This is a genomic window from Pseudoalteromonas sp. S2721 (assembly GCF_005887425.1).
Classification (GTDB): domain Bacteria; phylum Pseudomonadota; class Gammaproteobacteria; order Enterobacterales; family Alteromonadaceae; genus Pseudoalteromonas; species Pseudoalteromonas simplex.
Genome location: NZ_PNCZ01000006.1, coordinates 209,781 through 227,440, shown reverse-complemented (window position 1 = coordinate 227,440; position 17,660 = coordinate 209,781). Strand labels below are relative to the sequence as shown.

The following is a 17,660-nucleotide window of genomic DNA, read 5'->3' as shown; positions in this document are numbered from 1 at the left end:
GATCATTATTTTGCATCGTTTAAGAAATTACACTGCACGAGTTTTTGAAGGTAATGGTAAATATCGACGTGTAGGACGCGCACTTGACGTGTTTTTGATGTCGCTGATCATGATCAATGTAGTGGCAATTGTTTTGGAGTCGGTTGGCCCTTTAGCAAAGCAGTATCATTATGAATTTTTAATGATTGAGCTGATTTCTGTTGCTATTTTCAGCCTAGAATATGTGCTCAGGCTTTGGTCATGTGTAGATAAAAGCGTGCACAAAGAAAGCACGCTGAGAAACTCAAAGATTCGTATTAGGTATTTCTTCTCGCCCATGGCGCTGATTGATCTCATTGCGATTTTACCCACCATTCTAATGATGTTTGTGAGTGTTGATTTACGTTTCTTACGAGTACTTAGGTTAATGCGTATTTTTAAGCTCACTCGTTATTCAAGAGCGATGCAGCTATTACTAAACTCGTTTAAAGAAGAAAGCAGTTCACTGCTTGCTGCATTTTTTATAATGGCCGTGGTCTTGATCATCGCCTCATGCGGTATTTATTTAATTGAACATGATGTGCAGCCCGATAAATTTGGCTCTATACCTGCTGCAATGTGGTGGGCCATGGTGACACTTACAACCGTTGGTTATGGCGATGTGGTGCCTGTGACTCCTCTAGGCCGCTTATTTGGTGGTGCTATCACACTAGTGAGTATGGGCATGGTGGCAATTCCAACTGGTTTGCTAGCTTCAAGCTTTTCTGAACAGTTACGTAAACGCAGACAAGTGTTTACCGATGCAGTACATGAAGCCATTGAAGACGGCCACTTATCGCCAGTTGAAGAAGAACATTTAGAGAACTTACGCTATAAACTAGGCTTAAGTCAGCAAGAGGCGAACAAAGCGATTCATAACGAACTTAAAAACCGCAATCGTAATTTATATTGCCGCCACTGCGGTAAACGCCAAGATTAAATAAAGGGTAAAGCTTTGGCTTTACCCTAAAAACTCATCATCCCACAGGGTGTCTAAAAGCGCTTTTACTTCATCACCTGCTACAGGTTTACTAAATAGATAACCTTGAAAGTACTCACAGCCTAAAGAGCGTAAGAACTGCAATTGAGTGCGGTTTTCAACGCCTTCAGCAACACATTCTTTACCCAAGCTTTTTGCCAGCGTAAGCGTTGAGTTGATAATCGCTTCATCACCTTTATCAATACCAATATCATTAACAAAGCTTTTATCAATTTTTAGCACATCAACCGGAAAGCGTTTTAAGTAGGTCAGTGACGCATAGCCAGTTCCAAAGTCATCCATATAAATCCGACAACCAAGGGCCTTGAGTTTATCCATGCTCTGCTGTGCTTTATCTGAATCATGCATCATGACTGATTCAGTAATTTCAAAAACCACCGCACTGGCAGGCACTTTACTAGCTTCAAGCGCCTTATGAATATTTTCAACTAAGTTTACACTTTCAAAATCAAGAGCAGATAAATTAATCGAAATATATAAATCAGGATGCGTCGTGCGCCATTGACGAAGCTCAATCAAAGCTCGTGATAAAGTCTGCAGCATTATTTTGGTAATTAACCCTGAGCTTTCTGCCGCGTTCGCAAAATCTTCAGGCTTATATTCATCTTTATTTGGCCAACGTAAAAGTACTTCTAGCCCCGCGACTTGGCGTGACTCAGCACTGACTATTGGCTGATAAAAATTACAAAACTCATGCTCTTGGTAAGCTTTACTTAACTGCGATTCTAAATGCAAAGTACGTTGCACTTGTAAGTTCATTTCTTGCTTATAAAACTGATAACCACCTTCGACCAGTTGTTTGGCGTGATACAGAGCCACATTAGATGCTTTTAATAATGCTTTGGTGGTTTGCGCATCATCAGGATAAACAGCAACTCCCACACTGAAGTTTACTTTTACTGCTTGTTGGCTGAGCTCGATATGCGATTCAACACTATCCATCACTCGTCCACACAATGATAAAAGCTCTTCTACTTGTTTAAAGTCTTCAGCTAAAATAACAAACTCATCACCATCAAAACGTGCAAGACTATCTTGCGGTCTGAGAACTTGCTTTAGACGTTTAGCAACACGTTTCAGTAACTCGTCTGACTCTTCCCGACCGAGTGAATCATTAAAATATTTAAAGCGTTTAATATTAATATTTAGCAAAGCGACTTTATTTTGATGATAAGCAGCTTGCTCAATTGCATGATTAACTCGGTCATTAAATAAGGTTTTATTTGGCAAACCTGTTAAGGCGTCATAGTTAGCCAATAAATGTAATTCACTCTCCGCCAGTTTTTGCGCGCTAATATCAGTCACGATTATGACGTAACTATCTAGCTGACGATTACTTCCTGCAACAGCACTAATTTTAATTAATACTTGGCGCTTTTCACCAGTTGCTACCTCTACAACGTCTTCAGCTGAGAAATGCTCGCCAGACTGCAGCTTTTGCATCACTCTTAAATAATGTATGCGGGCAGCAATAGACAAACCGAGTGTTAGCGAGCGACTAGAACGAGGTTCAGCCGGAAAACCAAATGCATCTTGAAATGATTTGTTAGTAGCTCGAATTCGCAGATTTTTATCTAAGATAAACACCCAATCGCGAGTTTGCTCAAACGCTGCACCAAACAAGCGCGCGTTTTCTTCAAATACGAGCTCTCGTGTCATATTGGTATAGGTACCGGCTACTTTTTCTGGCGCATTATCTTGCCACTCAACTACTTTGCCAAAATCTTTATACCAGCGCCAATTGCCATCAGCATGGCGTAATCGGTAGGTGCAATTAAAATAACCTTTTTGTGTTGATAAAAACTCTAACCACTCTAAGCGGAAAGTTTGCTTATCGTGAGGGTGAATTCTTGCTAAGTAATCATCTAAATTAACACTGTCTGTTTCATAGCCTAGCTCATTCTTAAGGCGCGGTTGATATATAATTGGACTTTGTGAAGACCAATCCCACACACCTGAATGACTCCCTTCAAGCGCTAACTTTAAGCGTGCTTCACTTTCTTTACTTTCTTTATGGGCGGCAAGCAAAATTTGTTGCATACGATTTCGTCTAAAAACCCAAGCAGCGACAAAAAGTGCAACTAATAAAACATACAAAACAATGAATTGCGGAGCACGCCAAAGTGGGTACTTTACTTCAATATTTAATATAGCGGGTGGCGTTAACTCCCCTGTTAATGGATCTTTTGCCCATACTTTGAGTTGATACTTACCCGCACTAAGTTTTGGGAATAACACCCGGTTGTTGTTACGGGTATAGGTTTTTTGACCATCACCGAGTTGATACTCATAAATGATACGTTCTTGATAATTAAATGCCATTGCCGAAAAGGCAACTTCTAGACCTATGTCATCATGCTCAAGAACGACACTATCAATAGGCTGCTTTAGCTCGGCAGGTAGATCACGAGACATTAAATCAAGATTAGTAATATTAACGTGATCAATTAAAGCTTGCTGGTAGTGGTTATCCATAGGAGAAAAGTAAGTAAACCCTTTGAGCGTTCCATATACAATTTGCCCTGACTCAAGCTTTGTGAAAGCACCACTATTAAACTCTGTAGAGAATAGCCCCTCCGAGCCTGTAAATTGTTGAAAATGAAGATTATTAGGATTAAGCCGCCAAAGGCCTTTATGGCTGCTCATCCAAATCATACCCGCTTCATCAAGTACCATGTCATATAACAAGGTTCCTAATTTATTTTTTTCAAGGTCAATGGTATAGATATGCTCATAAGTGCTAGCATCTAGGCCGATCAAGCCAAAGTTAGAAAGCGATAACCACAGTACATTGTTATTATCTATGATGTATGACATCACATTAACGGCTACATTTTCGTGTTGCTCGGGAACAGTATAAATCGTTGTCAACTCGAAAGACTGCGGATCAACCTGATATAAAATACCTGCATTATAAAATAAAGGCGCATCGGGCTTAGAAGATAAGGCGGGTAAGAACCCATAAGCTAAAAATGGCTCAAATTCATCAAATTTCCCACCAAGTCGGGTCACTTTTTGGCTATCAATATTGTATACAAACATGCCGTAATCAGGGTGGACATAGTAAAGATCACCCGAGGGCATTAATAATATGCCATGCACCCAGTCGTTTATTAAAACCTGATTTTCAGGATTTGCAGCCTTAACAGGTGACGCTTGTTTTGTGTCTGGATCAAAACTCAAAATTCCCCTGTTAGTGTGTAACCACAACTTATCTTTATAGGGCATTATTTGGTAAACGCTGAACTCTGTCGTTATTAAGTCAACTTGGTAGTCTTTTAAGAACACTTCACTTTCGTTAGTCTGTAAGTCAACCGCTGTTAAACCGTTGTGTGTGGCCAGCCAAAGCCTATTTTTAAACTCCGCAATACTCCAAATCGAGTGATGTGATAAACCATCACCTCTCAGTGAGTTAGCAGTCACATTAATAAAGTTGTAATTATCATAAGATAAATAAAAGGCCCCATCATTTTTTGTCGCCAGCCACATGCCACCCGATTTATCTTTTACAACATCAATAATACTGTTATCAGCTAACGTATAGCCGCCTTCCCGTAAACGCTTATTTTTATTAAGCTCTGCTGTTACTAGGTCATATTCAAACAACCCTTTATCCGTACCTAAAGTAATCGCATCTTTTTCTTGAATAATGGTCCAAATATTCAAATCTTTTATTAAGGTTTTATTAGAGAAAGGCTTATTAGGAGTCTCAAACATCGCTTCTAAATTACTGATATCAACTTGATACAAACCTCTGACAGCACCGACTAGTAGAGTTGTTTGATCGATTACTGCAAATGATTTCACATAATTTTGATAAATATGACTTGGTTTTTGCTGTAAGTGCTCAAGCTTACGAACCTCACCGCTAGCAATTTGATATACATAAGCGCCATTACTTGTGCCCATAAAAATGAATCCGTTATAAGCATACAGCTCTCTTATAACACTGCTTTTTACACGCTCAGGGATTTCAAAAATTGAAGTGACTTGTTTTGTTTCTAAATCCAACTTGGCAAAGTCCCAACCCCGACCAAGCCATAGTGTTTTGTCATCAACAGCCACCATACTAAACACCGACTCAATAAAAATTTGCTCTTCTGTGGTGGGTTTAGCAATAAACTGCTGATAAGTATCGGAAGTGGGATCATAACGGAATAAACCCGCTTGTAGCGAAGCTATCCAAATATAGCCTTGAGGATCTTGGTAAATACGGTCAATGATGGCATCTTCAAGCTCACCATTAGGTCCTTTGATATGAACAACCTGATAGCCGTCGTAGCGATTAAGCCCCCCCTCAGTTGATAGCCAAAGATAGCCACTGTTATCAATGAGCATGGTGTTTACATAACTTTGCGATAAGCCTTCGCTGGTTGATAACCGTTTAACCTGTGAATAAGCGCAGTGGCTAAACAAGATAAAGCTCAAAAATAAAAAAATGGTTATACTAGAAAAGAACTTAGTCATTGACGTTCCAAATTGCTAACTTGGCACTGTGTCACGCGTAAAGTGCATCGCAACAATTTTTCGGTGTGCATAAAGTTCAAATAGTGATTGCAAGGAGTTTGGTAATGTTAATATATAGTTAAACCCATTTTGTAGATAAAAATCAATCAGATTTTGGTACACGAAGGTAAAAACAACCTTCTTTTGCCGAGCGGTTACGGCCGCAAGTAGCTGCGAAGCAACCCTTTGACCACGCCATAATTCATCTACATAAAGAGTAGACAAAAATAATAGCCCTGATTGGTCTTGTACTCTACACGCCGCGATTATCTCAGAATCTTTATAGGCAACCCATACTTGGTCAGCCTTGGTTGCTCGGCCACGTGCATTGTGTTTATCATAAAATTTATTTACTAACGGCGTTTTAATTGGCTCAAGTAAACAAAATCTAAACGCTGCCATGACTAGCTCATTAACGAAAGGTAATGCTCAAATTGTTGCTTAAGAAAAGCCTGCTCAGACATAGGACGATTATTTATTGCAGTATAAACACCTTCACGCGTATTTTTACCGCGCTTTATTTGATAAGCCCAAAATGATGCTTCGTAGTCCAATTGAATTTGATATTTTTGCTCTCTTGGCAATTTACATAAATTGAAACTCATACTTTCTCAGCTTTAATAATTTGATTTATCTAGTATAACAAAATTCAAACCGTTTAATCCGATAAATTAGCCCAAAAAAGCCTCTGACGAAACTTGATTTTAGCAACACTTGCCAGTAAATTAACGAGCAATTTATGTACGCAAGGAACGCATGTTGTCAAAATATCTGAGCCACAGATTCGCCTTTTTATTATTATTCTTTTGCTTTTCAAGTTTAGCCAATACCCACACTCTCTTTTTTAATCGTCCTGCTGATACTCCACAAGCTCGCTTTGTTATTGATTTACTTAAAATGGCCTATAAAGAAATTGGCTACGAAATAAGTATCATTGATTTTAGCCATCAAAATGCGCTGGAGGCCGCAAATCAAGGTGTATTAGATGGTCAGCTTGGTCGCATTGCTGATGTCAAAGAAGGCTATCCAAACTTAATAAAAGTGAACTACCCTTTATTTGATTTTAATTTAATCCTGCTAAAAAACTGCAAAACATGCTATTACCCAAAACTAAAATCGCTCGCAATCCAATCAAGTTACCCTGCAGCACAGAGTTACATTGAACGACATCCTTTTAAAGGGGATGTAATAAAAGTTAGAAATGTCACGGCTCAATTGAATCTACTTACGCAAAATCGTGTTGAAGGCGCAATTTTACTCGATTTTATGTTATCAACTAAACACCCTGACTTTGATCAAGATGCATTTCACAAACAAGTGCTGATGCCAATGCAAAGCTATCACTTTGTTCATAAACGTCATGAGAAACTAATACCCAAACTAACTAGAGTACTAGAGAAATTTGATGAAAATGGCACTGTGCAATTTTTAAAATCAAAGTACAATCTCACCGAATTTTAGAAATCAAACCCTCCTTGCTCAGGCGTTGATTGTTGATTTTCAGCTTGTTGCTTTTTCTGAAGGTAACGTTTGTAACGCTGTTGGCATAGACTGATCACTTTACGTTTTTCCGCATTGGTAAACTTATTCCAATAAAATCGCTCATCACGACTACGATAGCAGCCTTTACAATAACCCCGGTTATTAACTTGGCATATCCCTTTGCAAGGGCTTGGAATTTCAAATATTTCAATCTGTTGCATCACAAATGCCGGTTAATAAGTAATAGTAAAAGTATAGCCTGAAAATTAACCATAAAAAAAGCCACTTTAAAAAGTGGCTTCTTAAACTATTTGTTTCGCTTACTTAGACTCGCTTGTTGCAAGTTCTGCTTTACGATGAAAAGGCTTAGCGTACATAGCTAATACCAAAGGCTTTAACTCCTCTGGCACTTTTGCGATACGCTCATAAAATGCAGCGGCATCTTTTTCATCAATCACAGCTTGCGTACAACCACCTGCAATATAATTGCCTGGGTGTAAGAAAAACGAATCAACAATTTGCTGATCAATAGTTTTTGCCAGCTCTTCAGGCGATTCACAGCCCGACTCAATTGGCTCGCCAAACGCTAAATGTACATGCCCTTTGGCGGTGCTAAAACCTTCAACAATACTTGCTATGTCTTCACCCTGCTGTTTTACATACTGGCCATGTTGCTGTTTATGATAAAGCTCTTTCGCTTTAGCAATCGCGCATGGCTCGTATTGATAAGAGATAGACACAGGTACAATTTTTAATTCGCGTACGTATTCAGCAAACTCTTTCTTCTGCTTGCGGCCTTGTAACTGCAACATTTTAAGCAGGGCAGGATCTGTTTGGTCAAAACCGTCTTTTGCTCGGCCTTCTTTTTGCGCTATCCAAATTGAGTGGCCTTCAGCAAGTGAGTCATAAATATAAGCAGACAGCTGCGACAGCGCTTTTAGCATCTCTTTCGGTGCTTTCGCTGAGCGCTTCACAATAAAGCTCTTGTTTAAACGCATTAACTCAGTGATATAAGGAATTTGCAGTAAGTTATCACCAATGGCGATACGAACTGTCGGCATGTTGTGCTTAAACAAGCCCCAATTAACGAGCGCAGGATCAAGCACTATATCGCGGTGATTAGAGATAAATAAGTAAGCTTGTTTTGGGTCTAGTTTATCAATGCCCGAAAACGTTACCTCTGAAGTAGTACGGGTAATTAGTTTGTTCAAATAATCAGCCACTTCGTGCTGAACTTGCTCAACCGATGAGGTGTTACCCCACTTTTTACGCAGCTGGCTGCGCACTAATGGGCGAGTAATAAATGGGAAGTTCGATAAAAAGCGCGGTAAGTTATACTTAGCGATTACATCTACAAAGGCATTATCAGCAATCAAACGCGCTACTGAGTCAGCTACTTCATCATCATTGTAAGGTCTTATGTCGGCGTATTTATCCACACTTTCACTCATTAAAAACTACTTAAGTTAAAAAACGGCACGTAAAGCGTACCGTTAAAAATAATTGGCGGATTATAACTCAGGCAATTTTAAATGCGAACCGAGACGCGATAGTTAACCAAATTAAATGCCAATCAATGTATAAAATATTTATCTATAACAAATAATTAAGCAATGCTCTTACCAGTTTGCGAGGATTTTTTTAATACCATTTTTAACAGCAATCTGAGTATTAAAATTGCCAACACAATACCTGCAGCAAGGCTTAACCAATGAGGTAGAACCTCGTGCTCTTCACCCATCATCGGCGCTACCACAAAACCATATTGCGCCACTAAATAATCGGTTAAAAAGCCAAAAGCCAGTGCCGTGCCAATCACACCTATTAGGTAGGCAAATACCGCTCGCTTGCCAAGCTCTTTACCAACAACACCAAGCGTTGCGATATTGGTTGCCGGCCCAGCTAACATAAACACCAGCACCGCCCCCGGAGATACACCACTGAGTAATAAACCTGCCGCTATAGGTGTCGATGCAGTTGCACAAATATACATAGGAATACTGATTAAAATAACCACCAGCATAGCAAGGATGCCATTCCCCCACTGGCTTAAAAAAGATTCTGGTACATAAGTTTGTACAAGCGCTGCAAAGAATAAACCGATCATTAGCCAAATCATGGTGTCTTCAAGCAGCTTATTGCAACTAAAACTCACCGCGCGTTTCAGTTTGCTAAAACGACTTTCAACGGCTTTGGTTGGCTGCTCACTGCTACAACAGCTTTTCTGTATAGGCGCTGCTTTTTCTGTTGAGCAACTTTGTTGCTGCTCCTGTATTGGTTGCGATTCCTTGCTACTACAACAACTTTGTGCGGGCTTTGCTGGCGCCTCTTTACTGCAACAGCTCGTTGTGGTCACAGGCTTTGGCTGTTTACTACTACAACAAGAGTCTGCTTTAGTACTTTCTTTATCTGATTCTGTACTTTGTACTTGTTGGAGTTCACTGTCTTTCCCCACTAAGACGCCGGCCACAATGGCGCTGCACACGGCGGCAATAGGACGTATTATCGCCATAAATGGGCCTAGCAACACATAAGATACCGAAACCGAATCGACCCCAGTTTCAGGGGTTGAAACTAAAAATGCGGTGGTGGCACTTTTCGATGCCCCCGCTCTTCTTAAACCAATGGCTGCTGGGATCACACCACATGAGCACAAGGGCATTGGAGCACCTATAAAGGCTGCTTTAACTGTGGTCCACAACCCTTCTTTGCCTAAATGCCGGTTAAGAAAGTTAGCAGGCAAATATACATTGAGAAGACCTGCTATGAATAAGCCCAGCATTAACCAAGGTGCTGAGAGTAAAAACAGATGCCAAAAATTATTGAGTAAGTCCATCGATATCCTCCAGCGTCGTTAGTATTGAGCAGTTTTCAGCAGGCTCTTCACCGCCACAACATTTATCTGCCAACAATGAAAGTGAGTCATAAAAGCGAGTAAGCTCTGCAATTCTTTGTGCAACGAGATCACGTTTTTGTAACGTCATCTCTTTAACTTCATGACAAGAATGCTGATCTTTATGAAACTTAATTTGCAATAACTCTTTGATCTCAGCCAAACTAAAGCCAACATTCTTTGCTCTGAGAATAAACGTCATTTGTTTATGGTCATTCTCAGAATAAAAACGATATCCCACGTCTGAACGCGAACTAGGCGTTAACAAACCATGCTTTTCGTAGTACCGTAGCGTATCTGTTGAGACACCCAACTGACGGGCAAACTCACCTATTTTCATCACCGTCTCCATTGTGAAGCGTTTATTTATTATGCTCACTATAAACCTTGGAGTACACCCCAAGGTCAAGCAATAAATTAAAAAAGGAAAGCACATGAATATTACTGTCCTTGATGCAGCAACATTAGCCAACACATCGTTAGATCCTTTAGCGCAATTAGGAAAACTTACTTGTTACGATTTAACTGCTCAAGAACAGGTTGTTGAGCGCTGCCAAGATGCCAATATCGTTATCAGTAATAAAGTGGTGATTGATCAGCACGCCATGAGCAAATTACCTAATTTAAAATTAATATGTGTTGCAGCGACTGGGACTAACAACATTGATTTAATAGCAGCCAAAGAGCATAGCATTGCGGTGACCAATGTCGCGGGCTATTCAACACCGAGCGTGGTGCAGCACACCTTTACTCTCATCACTAACTTACTGGGCAGTACTCACAGATATATTAATGATTGCCAGCAAGGCTTATGGCAGCAAAGTCCTATGTTTTGCCGTTTAGATTACAGCTTTAAAGAAATTGCAGGCAAAACATTGGCAATCATTGGTTACGGTTCACTAGGTAAAGCCGTTGCCGATGTAGCGCGTGCTTTTGGTGCTAATGTCATCATCAGTGAACGAAAAGGCCATGCACCTCGTGAAGGTCGTGTTAGTTTTAATGATGCCCTAACCACAGCGGATATTATTAGTGTTCACTGCCCACTTACTGATGAAACACGCAACCAAATCGCTGCAGCAGAATTAAGCATGATGAAACCGTCAGCTATCATTATTAATACTGCTCGTGGTGGGATTATCAATGAAGCCGATTTAGCTGACGCATTAGCTAATAATGTTATTGCCGGAGCCGGTGTTGATGTACTCAGTAAAGAACCTGCAGAGCAATCAAATCCGCTGGCACAGTATAAAGGCGCAAACTTATTACTTACTCCGCATATTGCTTGGGCCAGCCAAGAATCTATCGTGCGTTTAGTTAACGAAATTGCTTTGAATATCCAAGCATTTAATCAAGGCGAGATGCGTAACATGTTGGTCTAAATCGCAATTTATTAGTCAAGAGAGCTAAGTAGTTAGTAATTTATTACTTAGCTCTTTCACTAAAAACAACCTAAATAGTTGATTTAATTTGAATTTAAAAGTTTGGCAAGCAGTTTGCTATTAAGTGAATAACTAAAAACAATTTCTACGGGATAAAATAACATGAAAAAAGCACTTCTAATTGCCGCGCTAACTGCACCATTTTTAACTGGTTGTGTCATTGCTGTTTCTGACGGTGAAGCAGACACACATTGGGCGGGAAGCTCATCTAGCTGGCAAAAGCAACATAAAAATAACCGTGAAGTGATTTCTAACCTTGCATTAGATACCAGCTACCAAACTGTATTAAACAAACTAAATACTCCTAACTTTAGCGAGTTATTAAAGCAAGGTGATGATGTTTACCAAGTATTATTCTATGCAACCCATAGCATTCACTCTGATGGCAAGATGACTAAAGACGAATGTACACCACTGGTATTTAAAAATGATAAGTTAATTGGTGTGGGTGATACGATTTATAAATCACTTAGCAATGGCTAGCTTGCATATTTAAATTCTGTAAGTAGGCAGCTATTGCCTACTTATGTTCACTCATAGCTATCATTCTCGATACTATCTGATCACGCCCAGCATCTTTTGCCTGATAAAGACCTAAATCAGCTTCTTCAAGTAATGTTTGCTCTGCATACACCTGGCCATTTTCCGTGGTCGCAATACCAATACTAATTGTGACATGGTCGGCATTTAGTGACGCTTTATGCGGAATATTTAACTCATTAACGGCATTACGTAATTTGTTTGCAAACGACATAGCTTCTTTTGCAGAGGTATTTGGAAGTACTGCTGCAAACTCTTCACCGCCATAACGAGCAACAAAGTCACTACCTCGCTCACATGCTCCAACTAAGGCATGAGCAATTTGTTTTAAACAATCATCGCCTGCTCGGTGACCATAACAATCGTTGTAACGTTTAAAGTGATCAACATCCATTAATAATACTGATAATGGTGTTTGATCACGACGACAACGACGCCACTCTCGCGCTAAGTTTTCATCTAAATAACGTCGGTTTGGGATCTCTGTTAGGCCATCAATTGAGGCGAGCATTTCAAGCAAGTCATTTTTTTGTTTGATCATTAATTGATTGCGCACACGTGCACGAACGATCGCTGCACTAAAAGGTTTGGTGATGTAATCCATCGCCCCTAATTCTAACCCTTTAGCTTCATCATCATGGCTAGTATTTGCCGAGATAAAGATTACCGGTAGCATGCTTGTCGTTGCGTTTTCTTTTAATTTGTTGAGTACTTCATAGCCGTCGATTCCTGGCATTACAATATCCAAGATCAACAGATCCACACTTTGTGTTTTTAGAAACGTCAGTGCTTTTTCGCCACTCTCAACACAAAAAACATCATAGTCTTGCTGTAATGTTTTTTCTAATACCAAGCGGTTTAACGGATCGTCATCAACAATCAGTACCTTGGCTCTTTTCAACATCAGTAGATCCTTGTTCGATGATAAAGGCAATAACCTGTTTTATTTGGCATTGCAACTCATCAATTAATTGTTCGGAAAGTTCACCTTTAGCTTTTAGTGTAGCCTCGCAATGCTGAGCGCACGCTGACAATCGTTTAAACCCAAGGTTACCAGCCGATCCTTTCACATTATGCACCACGCGGATCAACTCGTCGGTAGTCTTTAATGTAGAAATTTGTATTAACTGCTCTGCTGCCATAGTCGCAAACTTCGACAACATAGTTAATACTAACTTATTATCATTTCCAAATTGAGATAAGATAAAAGCCTTATCAAAAAAAGCTTCTTTTGAGTTTTTAAGCTCACTCATTGCTAAAAACAATTTACTCGCAACAATAGGTTTAGTTAGGTGTTTATTCATTCCTGCCGCAATTGAATGCTCAATATCTGCAGCCTCACTATGAGCGGTAAGCGCGTATATCGGCATTTGCTCTTTGGTGTATAATTGACGAATAATTCGCGTCGCTTGGCAACCATCCATCACAGGCATTTGAATATCCATAAAAATTACGTCAGGCTTGATCTCTTTAGCAATTTCTATACCTTTTTTACCATTTAGAGCACAAATGACAGTAATATCTATTTGCTCCAAAATACTCTTAATGATGCTCAAATTAAGCGGATTATCATCAACTGCAAGTACTAAAAGTCCAGATAAGTCAGTACTCGAAGGCAAACAAACTAATTCTCTTTTTGTAGGTCCTAATGCTTTATCCAGCTGTAAGCAAAAACTAAATTTGCTGCCTTTGCCTTTTTCACTATCAAGTTTTATCTCTCCGCCCATTAAAGCGACTTCGTATTTAACAATCGCTAAACCTAAACCGACCCCCTGATGAGAGCGTGTTAAAGACTCATCTCCTTGCGTAAAAGCATCAAACAACCGCCCTTGATCAGCCTTATTTATACCTATACCTGTATCTTTAACTGTAAAACAAACTAGTTGCTGCTCTAAAGACTCTTCAATCAGCTCTAAACACAGAGTTATTGTGCCTTGTTCAGTAAACTTGGCTGCATTTGTCAATAAATTGGCTAATACTTGCTGCAAACAAATTTGGTCGCCAATTAAGAATTCGTTGATGTTCTCGTCACGGTCAATGATAAAATCAATGCCTTTATTTGTGCATAAGGGAGTGATCACGCCTCGACTAAAATCAATTAGATCAGATAAACTCATAGGCGCTTTATTCATTTCCAGTTGAGCACTTTCGGCACGTGCAAAATCAAGCATTCGATTTAAAAGCGTCAGTAAACTATTAGCTGCTGTTTTTGCCTGCTCTGCATGAGTGCGCTGATGCTCAGTTAGCCCTTGCAATGCAATAACATCAATTAAGCCTAGTACTGCATTGAGTGGTGTGCGTATTTCATGACTGAGATTAGCAATAAAGCGGCTTTTAGCGAGCGTTGCCCGCTCTGCATCATCTTTTGCTTGCACTAAATCCGTCACATCCTGTACATGAACAACATAATAATCTGGTGTTTGCTCGGCATTCCAAACTAGGGACACACTAATTTGCAGCCAGCGCTGCTGTTCTTGCTGCTCAAGACTAAAGTGATAAACTTTTTTCTTCTCATGCAGCAGCTCTGTCAGAGTATTTTTCAACGTCTGATAAGACTGCTCAGCAAATAAGTTTGTTAACTCGAGGCCATTAACGTTTTCAATTGCAAAGATTTTTCGTGCCGCTTTATTTGCTTGCAGCACTTGATCTTCAAGTGATACCAGAAGCACCCCATTCGCTGCGTACTCCATTGCACTGCGCAATTTCGCTTCGGAGCTTTGTAGTGCATTCAGTGCATTATACTGCTCGGTAATATCACGACCAATCGCCATGGTACCAAGAAATTGCTGGTGCTCGTTGTAAAATGGCACAATGCTAAAAAGGTAAGTTTTCTCATAATTTGAAAGACGAGTTTGATACGTTTTTTTGTCTCTTAAAACCTGCTTCTCAAGTTCATTTAACTCGCCGTTATCATCACTAATATCACATAATTGCTGGCCTACTAACTTCTCTTGTGGCAAACCAATATAGCCTTCATACGCTTTATTACAGCCTAAAAACGAGCCATCAATATTCTTAAAATAAATAAGATCCGGCACGTTATTGAGCATGGTATTTAATAACGCTAAGTGACGTTCTTTCGCATCAATACTACGACGCAATTGTTTTGACTTTACCTGTACCTGAGAATCAAGCGCTTTATTCGCCTCTTGTAATGATTGGACGAGCTCTTCATTGCGGCTAAACACTCGTTTTACACGGCTGAACCAAGGCTGCCAATCGACAGGAATACGATAATGAACTAACGCTTGTTTACCTTCATCATGCTGCTCAAGGTAATTCATTAAGTGCGTCATTGGTTTTACAAAAATACGTTGACTCAGCCAAAAAACAGCGCTGAACATCATCACTAAAAACACACTCAAAAACGCGAATTCTAAAAAGATGTCGTAACCAATAGGTTCACTCAGGGCCTGCTTTGATTCATAGAAACGGGTGTAAATGGGTAAATTTGTTGCTTCTTGCACTAAATGGCTGTGGTTATTCTTTCGCATATCGACAGCAACATTCGGCCAATGTTCGCTGGCACTGATGGCAGTGTTAAGCGCTGTTTTTGAGCTGGCAATAACTTGGTTATCTTGATTGATAAAAATATACTCACCATAGTTAGGCGCTATTTTCTTTAACCAGCTAGAAATTGCTTTAAGATCATAAATCAACACGATGTAATCACGACTATTGGCTGCTCGTTGCTTACCAATTGCAAAATAAGCATGGCCATTAATTGTCAACACAGAGCTTGAGGAAAGCTTATTACTATTAACTAATTGAGGCCTAAATTTGTTATCTAACACACTGGTCAATAATTCACTTTTTGCTGTGTTGCGGCGCTTAATATAAACAAAACCTTGCTCATTAACATAAGCCACGGCTTCTAAAGATTGAACAAGTGACAGGGTAGTATTAAAAGAGGGGCCAAGGGCGATAACTCGCCGCCATTGATTAATTGCATAAGCGGTTGAGGCAAACTTTCCTTGCCCGACTATCTCCCCCACTCCATCGCCAACACTTTGGTAGTAATAGTGATCATATTGATTCACATTGCGTGCCCAACTTGGATCAAAATCATAAGAAAGTGGCTGCTCGTAAAGCTTGAACATGGTGTCTATAAGGCCATCTGCGGCACTCATCGCATGGCTAAGCTGAGCGGATATATTATTAAACCCGCTTTGCCTGCTTTCTATCGCCCGCTCAAGTTTTAAATTATATAGGTGTAAACACAAAAAAAACGCCACTAACAGCGGCACAATAAGTGCCACTGCTAAAGAGCGATAGTAATGCTTTAACGGTAAAAAATTCACTGGCTTATAAGTACCTTACCTCGATAAAGCTAGGTTAACGAGGCATAGGAATACTGGCAAGTTATAAATTTTCTTCAGCAAAGCTGGCTAAGCGACTACGTACCACACCGTTTAAGTTAACGGTGGCACTGCCCTGAAAATCTTTAAAACGTTCAACAATATAAGTTAAGCCTGAGGTGACTGGCGTGAGGTAATTACTATCAATTTGCGCTAGGTTACCTGAGCAAATGAGTTTAGTGCCTTCGCCGCAGCGAGTGATAATGGTCTTCAGTTGTGAAGCAGTTAAGTTTTGACTTTCATCCAAAATGACAACCGCATTTTGAATACTACGACCACGCATAAAGTTTACCGATTTAAACTGTACATTGGCTTTTTCCATAATGTAATTACGGCTAGAAATTGGATTTTCGTCCCCTTTATGCAGCACTTCTAACGTATCGGTAATGGCAGCTAACCACGGCGCCATTTTCTCTTCTTCAGTGCCAGGTAAAAAGCCAATTGATTCAGCAATCTCTGGGGTATTACGCGTAACAATCACTTTATCGTAAATGCCTTTTTCAATAATCATTTCAAGGGCACTAGCAAGGGCGAGTAAGGTTTTACCACAGCCAGCGGGGCCAGTTAAAATCACCAATTCAATACTTGGGTCAAGTAGCGCATCAAGTGCCATCCCTTGATAGACATTTTTTGGCTTAACGCCCCACGCGGTATGACTCATCAAGCGCTCAACACTAATATCCTTTAAAGTAATTTGTTTATCATCGTAGCTTGTTACTCGGGCTGCAAAGTGGTCGCTTTCATCTAAAATATATTCATTGCAGAACACATCGCTAATCGTGCTTTTTGCCACATGATGATAGGTATCTCGGCCTTGCTGCTCTGTTTCACATTCTCCAACCTGTTGCCAAAAATCACCTTCAATTTTTTTATAGCCGCTTGTAAGCAACGCTATGTCGTCAATTAATTGGTCTGTTCTGTAGTCTTCAACAAATTTAAGCCCTGCCCCTTTCGCTTTAAGGCGCATATTGATGTCTTTAGTGACAAGCACCACCTTGCTGTCGCTGTGCTGTTTTTGCAGATGTACAGCGCAATTGATAATACGATGGTCGTTTTCGTTGCCAGGTAAACCCGAAATACTGTCTGCAAATAAATGGTCATTAACAATAATTAAGCGGCCACGAGATTCTGATTTTGCCTTTTTGTTACTAGGAAGCGCGACACCCTGCAACATTTGCTCTGGCGAAGCGTCCTTTAGCACTTCATCTAAACCACGAATAGCAACACGGGCGTCACGGCTAACGTCATGTTTCCTATCTTTAATGTGGTCGAGCTCTTCTAATACTGTCATGGGGATAACAACATCATGTTCTTGGAAAGATAAATAAGCGAGAGGTTCGTGGAGTAATACATTGGTATCGAGCACATACATTTTACTATCAAGGTTCGAAGCTTTTTCCATAGCACTTTCCTTACGTTTTATG

14 protein-coding genes are annotated in these 17,660 nt (G+C 40.0%); 4 read left to right on the top strand and 10 right to left on the bottom strand.

Features of this window, described 5'->3' with window-relative positions; all coding sequences use genetic code 11:
* Positions 1-4: 4 nt before the first annotated feature.
* A complete protein-coding gene (locus CWC02_RS02575) occupies positions 5-958 on the top strand; it encodes an ion transporter (protein ID WP_138598883.1) in 954 nt (317 codons plus the stop codon).
* 21 nt (positions 959-979) lie between these two features.
* On the opposite strand, the gene CWC02_RS02570 is transcribed toward CWC02_RS02575, so the two are convergent.
* From CWC02_RS02570 to CWC02_RS02560, 3 genes are read right to left on the bottom strand one after another with little or no spacing between them, the layout of a single operon-like run.
* Entirely contained in the window at positions 980-5,485 is a 4,506-nt protein-coding gene (locus tag CWC02_RS02570) for an EAL domain-containing protein (protein ID WP_138616266.1), read from the bottom strand.
* A 15-nt stretch (positions 5,486-5,500) separates the two neighbouring features.
* Positions 5,501-5,926 (bottom strand): GNAT family N-acetyltransferase, encoded by a 426-nt coding sequence (locus tag CWC02_RS02565; RefSeq protein WP_054552678.1) that lies wholly within the window; start codon positions 5,924-5,926, stop codon positions 5,501-5,503.
* 2 nt (positions 5,927-5,928) lie between these two features.
* The gene (locus CWC02_RS02560; protein WP_036966037.1) at positions 5,929-6,129 is read right to left on the bottom strand and encodes a DUF3283 family protein; all 201 of its coding nucleotides are present in this window, start codon (positions 6,127-6,129) and stop codon (positions 5,929-5,931) included.
* A gap of 151 nt (positions 6,130-6,280) precedes the next feature.
* Between CWC02_RS02560 and CWC02_RS02555 the strand changes: the two genes are divergently transcribed.
* The gene (locus tag CWC02_RS02555; RefSeq protein ID WP_138616264.1) at positions 6,281-6,985 is read left to right on the top strand and encodes a transporter substrate-binding domain-containing protein; all 705 of its coding nucleotides are present in this window, start codon (positions 6,281-6,283) and stop codon (positions 6,983-6,985) included.
* On the opposite strand, the gene CWC02_RS02550 is transcribed toward CWC02_RS02555, so the two are convergent.
* The 4 genes from CWC02_RS02550 to zntR form a co-directional block, all read right to left on the bottom strand.
* Positions 6,982-7,227, bottom strand: a complete 246-nt coding sequence (locus CWC02_RS02550; protein WP_138616262.1) for a DUF1289 domain-containing protein — start codon at positions 7,225-7,227, stop codon at positions 6,982-6,984. The genes CWC02_RS02555 and CWC02_RS02550 overlap by 4 nt on opposite strands.
* A gap of 99 nt (positions 7,228-7,326) precedes the next feature.
* The gene (locus tag CWC02_RS02545) at positions 7,327-8,457 is read right to left on the bottom strand and encodes a 1-acyl-sn-glycerol-3-phosphate acyltransferase (RefSeq protein WP_138616260.1); all 1,131 of its coding nucleotides are present in this window, start codon (positions 8,455-8,457) and stop codon (positions 7,327-7,329) included.
* Positions 8,458-8,612: 155 nt separating this feature from the next.
* On the bottom strand, positions 8,613-9,842 hold the full coding sequence (locus CWC02_RS02540) for an SO_0444 family Cu/Zn efflux transporter (RefSeq protein ID WP_138616258.1): 1,230 nt from the start codon (positions 9,840-9,842) through the stop codon (positions 8,613-8,615).
* Positions 9,826-10,239 carry a Zn(2+)-responsive transcriptional regulator gene (zntR, locus tag CWC02_RS02535; protein WP_138616314.1) on the bottom strand — a complete coding sequence of 138 codons (414 nt, stop codon included), beginning with the start codon at positions 10,237-10,239 and terminating at the stop codon, positions 9,826-9,828. Before zntR ends, CWC02_RS02540 begins: the two co-directional genes overlap by 17 nt.
* 94 nt (positions 10,240-10,333) lie before the next feature.
* Here zntR and CWC02_RS02530 point away from each other — a divergent pair, with 94 nt between their 5' ends.
* A complete protein-coding gene (locus tag CWC02_RS02530) occupies positions 10,334-11,278 on the top strand; it encodes a D-2-hydroxyacid dehydrogenase (RefSeq protein ID WP_138616256.1) in 945 nt (314 codons plus the stop codon).
* 162 nt (positions 11,279-11,440) lie between these two features.
* Positions 11,441-11,821 carry a DUF3192 domain-containing protein gene (locus CWC02_RS02525; RefSeq protein WP_138616254.1) on the top strand — a complete coding sequence of 127 codons (381 nt, stop codon included), beginning with the start codon at positions 11,441-11,443 and terminating at the stop codon, positions 11,819-11,821.
* A gap of 37 nt (positions 11,822-11,858) precedes the next feature.
* Here CWC02_RS02525 and CWC02_RS02520 read toward each other — a convergent pair whose 3' ends face one another.
* The 3 genes from CWC02_RS02520 to CWC02_RS02510 all read right to left on the bottom strand — a co-directional run bounded on the left by CWC02_RS02520 (position 11,859) and on the right by CWC02_RS02510 (position 17,638).
* Positions 11,859-12,782 carry a GGDEF domain-containing response regulator gene (locus tag CWC02_RS02520; RefSeq protein WP_054552684.1) on the bottom strand — a complete coding sequence of 308 codons (924 nt, stop codon included), beginning with the start codon at positions 12,780-12,782 and terminating at the stop codon, positions 11,859-11,861.
* The gene (locus CWC02_RS02515; protein WP_138616252.1) at positions 12,751-16,179 is read right to left on the bottom strand and encodes an ATP-binding protein; all 3,429 of its coding nucleotides are present in this window, start codon (positions 16,177-16,179) and stop codon (positions 12,751-12,753) included. Before CWC02_RS02515 ends, CWC02_RS02520 begins: the two co-directional genes overlap by 32 nt.
* Positions 16,180-16,240: 61 nt before the next feature.
* Positions 16,241-17,638, bottom strand: coding sequence for a PhoH family protein (locus CWC02_RS02510; protein ID WP_055197676.1), 1,398 nt, complete (start codon positions 17,636-17,638; stop codon positions 16,241-16,243).
* Between the last annotated feature and the right edge of the window lie 22 nt (positions 17,639-17,660).